We start from the raw sequence: 3,672 nt of genomic DNA, 5'->3' as shown, positions 1-3,672 counted from the left end.
GCCGCCAATCTCGACGCCGCCTTCGTCGCCCTCCTTCCGGAAGAAAAGCGGCAGGGCCATCACGAGGTCGTCATACCGCCCCGACCCGATAGAGGGGAGGCGGAGTTCGCTATCGAAGCCGAGCACCTGACGATGCGCTTCGGCGATTTCACGGCGGTCGACGATGTCAGCTTCCAGATCCCGCGCGGCGAGATTTTCGGCTTCCTCGGCTCGAACGGCTGCGGCAAGACAACCACGATGAAGATGCTGACCGGTCTCCTGCCGGCAAGTGAGGGAACCGCGAAACTGTTCGGACATGAGGTCGATCCGAACGATATCGAGGTCCGGCGAAAGGTTGGCTACATGAGCCAGGCCTTCTCGCTCTACACCGAGCTGACGGTTCGTCAGAACCTCGATCTCCACGCGCGTCTCTTCAATCTGCCGCTCGAAAAGATCCCGGCGCGCATCGCCGACATGGCCGCACGCTTCGACCTCACCGAGATCATGGATGCGTTGCCCGACGCGCTGCCGCTCGGCATCCGGCAAAGATTGTCGCTCGCCGTGGCAATGATCCACGCCCCGGACATCCTGATCCTCGACGAGCCGACTTCCGGTGTTGATCCAGTCGCGCGCGACGGCTTCTGGCAGATTCTGTCCGACCTGTCGCGCAATGACGGGGTGACGATCTTCGTTTCGACGCACTTCATGAACGAAGCAGAGCTGTGCGACCGCATCTCGCTGATGCATGCCGGCAAGGTTCTCGTCAGCGACGAGCCTCGTGCCATAGTGGAAAAGCGGGGCGCGGCGACGCTTGAAGAAGCCTTTATTTCTTATCTTGAAGAAGCAATTGGCGAACAGGCTTCACCTGCGCGAGCACCCCAGGCGCAGCGTGAGGAGGAGGAGGCGGATGGGGCGGCGCCGCCCCGAGCCCCATCTGCCCACTCTGCCTTCAATCTGCGCCGCATGCTGGCCTATACGCAGCGCGAGGCGCTCGAGTTGCGCCGCGATCCGATCCGCGCAATGCTTGCCGTTCTCGGCAGCGTCATCCTCATGTTCGTCATCGGCTACGGCATCAACTTGGATGTCGAGAACCTGTCCTTTGCCGTGCTCGATCGCGACGATACCACAGTCAGTCGCGACTACACGCTCCAGATCGCCGGTTCCCGCTACTTCACCGAAAAGGCGCCGATCACCGACTACAACGACCTAGACCGGCGCATGAGCAATGGCGAGCTCAGCCTGGCGCTGGAGATTCCGCCTGGGTTCGGACGCGATGTCTCGCGTGGCACAAAAGTCGAGATCGGCGCCTGGATCGATGGGGCTTCGCCATCGCGCGCCGAGACCGTCCAGGGCTACGTGCAGGGCATGCATCAGACCTGGCTGACCCAGAAGGCGCGCGAACTCTACGGCGACGCGGCGACGATCGGCCAATTCCAGATCGCGCTCAGATATCGCTACAATCCGGGCGTCGACAGTCTGATCGCCATGGTGCCGGCTGTCATTCCACTGCTCCTGATGCTGATCCCGTCCATACTCGCGGTCCTGAGCGTCGTCCGCGAAAAGGAGCTCGGCTCAATCGTCAATTTCTACGTGACGCCGGTGACGCGCTTCGAGTTCATCATCGGCAAGCAACTGCCCTACATCGCGCTCGCCATGCTGAACTTCGCCATGCTGACGGCGTTTGCGGTGTTCGTGTTCGGGGTGCCGCTGACCGGGAGCTTTCTCACGCTCGCCCTGGCGGCCTTCCTCTACGTCATCATCGCGACCGGAATCGGACTTCTGATTTCGAGCTTCATCAGCAGCCAGGTCGCCGCCATCTTCGGCACGGCCCTCATCACCATAATCCCGGCCGTCCAATATTCGGGGATCATCGACCCCGTATCGTCGCTTCAGGGGATGGGCGCCTATATCGGCCAGATCTATCCTGCAACCTATTTCGTGACGATCGCCCGTGGCACTTTTTCGAAGGCGCTCAACTTCAACGATCTTGCAACCTCCTTCATTCCTCTCCTGATCGCCATTCCCGTTCTTACCGGAATGACCGTGGCCTTCCTCAAGAAACAGGCGGCGTGATCCATGCGACTGGCCAACGTCATTCAACTCGGCGTCAAGGAATTGCGGGCGCTTGCACGCGATCCGATGCTCGCCGTCCTGATCGTCTATGCCTTCACGCTGTCGATCTACACCGCCTCGACGGCAATGCCGGAGACACTCAACAACGCGGCGATCGCGGTCGTGGATGAGGATCAGTCTCCTGTCTCCTCACGCATCTTGACGGCATTTTATCCGCCCTACTTCACGATTCCAAAAATCATCTCGCAGCACGAGATGGACCGCCGCATGGACAGCGGCCTTGATACCTTCGCCCTCGACATCCCGCCGAACTTCCAGCGCGACCTGCTCGCCGGCAAGGCGCCGACGATCCAGCTCAATGTCGATGCTACCCGGATGACCCAGGCCTTCAGCGGCGGCGGGTACGTCCAGTCGATCGTTTCGGGCGAGGTGAATGAATACCTCAACCGTTACCGGGGAAATACGACTGTCCCCGTCGATCTGGCGCTGCGTTCCCGCTTCAACCAGTCGCTCGACAAGGGGTGGTTCGGGGCAATCAACAACGTGATCTCCTCGATCACCATGCTCGCGATCGTTCTCACGGGTGCTGCCCTCATCCGCGAGCGTGAGCATGGCACGATCGAACACCTGCTCGTCATGCCGGTCACTCCGACCGAGATCATGGTGAGCAAGATCTGGTCTATGGGACTTGTGGTGCTTCTTGCCTCGACCGTTTCGCTTGTCTTCGTCGTGCAGGGCCTTCTCAAGGTGCCGATCGAAGGTTCCTTGATGCTGTTTCTGGCAGGCACGGTGCTTCAGCTGTTCGCCACCACTTCGCTTGGCATCTTTCTCGCGACGGTGGCCGGTTCAATGCCACAGTTCGGTCTTCTCCTGATGCTGACCCTGCTGCCATTGCGCGTCCTGTCGGGCGGGGTGACGCCGCGCGAGAGCATGCCGCAGATCATCCAGGACGTCATGCTCGTCGCACCCGATACGCACTTCGTCATGCTGGCGCAGGCGATACTGTTTCGAGGCGCGGGCCTGGATGTCGTCTGGCCTCAGTTTCTGGCGTTGCTGGTTCTTGGGGTGGCGCTGTTCTTCTTCTCGCTGCGCCGTTTCAGGGCGTTCCTGCGCTAGCCCAGCGGTCAAGCCCGAGCTGTGCGCGCGGCATCCTGGGGCAAGGATTGACGATCTGGTTGTAGGGCGATGGCGCGATATGAGCGCAACGGTTGAACCTGCGGCCATGCAATTCCCGTCTGCGCGTTTGGGCGGGAAGTCGCCCGCGTGCCTATCGGGATTGCCGCGCATAATCTCGATCGCATGAGGGGGAAACAGGTGCGCGCCCCGTATAAGCTGCAAGAGCCGGGAAAAGCGAGCGGCGCACATGCAGGCACAGGAATTGGCAGCGCGATGGCAGGAGATGGAACTCGAATGGGACGCGCTCGCGTTGCTAGTCAGGCGGACTCTGGGCACCGGCATGGTCGAACCCCGGGCCTATAACAAGGTTGCTGATGACAAACTCCTGTTCTGGTCTGCACAAGGAGACCGGAGAGCCTTCGACGAAATCGTTGTTCGTCACGGTGCGTTTGTTCTAAGTGTAGCCAGCCGCATAACCCCGAATTTTCGCGATGCTGAGGACAT

General features: G+C 60.8%; 2 protein-coding genes and 1 pseudogene. All 3 read left to right on the top strand.

Annotation, left to right across the window (positions count from 1 at the left end):
- Nucleotides 1–2,052, top strand: a 2,052-nt coding sequence (gene rbbA, locus KWJ32_RS27740) for a ribosome-associated ATPase/putative transporter RbbA (protein WP_256886609.1), incomplete at its 5' end; no start/stop codon positions are given.
- Nucleotides 2,053–2,055: 3 nt separating this feature from the next.
- A complete protein-coding gene (locus KWJ32_RS27735) occupies nt 2,056–3,168 on the top strand; it encodes an ABC transporter permease (RefSeq protein ID WP_125271078.1) in 1,113 nt (370 codons plus the stop codon).
- A 247-nt stretch (nt 3,169–3,415) separates the two neighbouring features.
- Nucleotides 3,416–3,672: pseudogene (locus tag KWJ32_RS27730) on the top strand (RNA polymerase subunit sigma); the annotation flags it as partial.

The sequence above is a fragment of the Ochrobactrum sp. BTU2 genome, from assembly GCF_024539785.1.
Lineage (GTDB): Bacteria > Pseudomonadota > Alphaproteobacteria > Rhizobiales > Rhizobiaceae > Brucella > Brucella anthropi.
The sequence above is the reverse complement of the archived record's forward strand: the minus strand, read 5'-3'. Positions and strand labels throughout refer to the sequence as shown.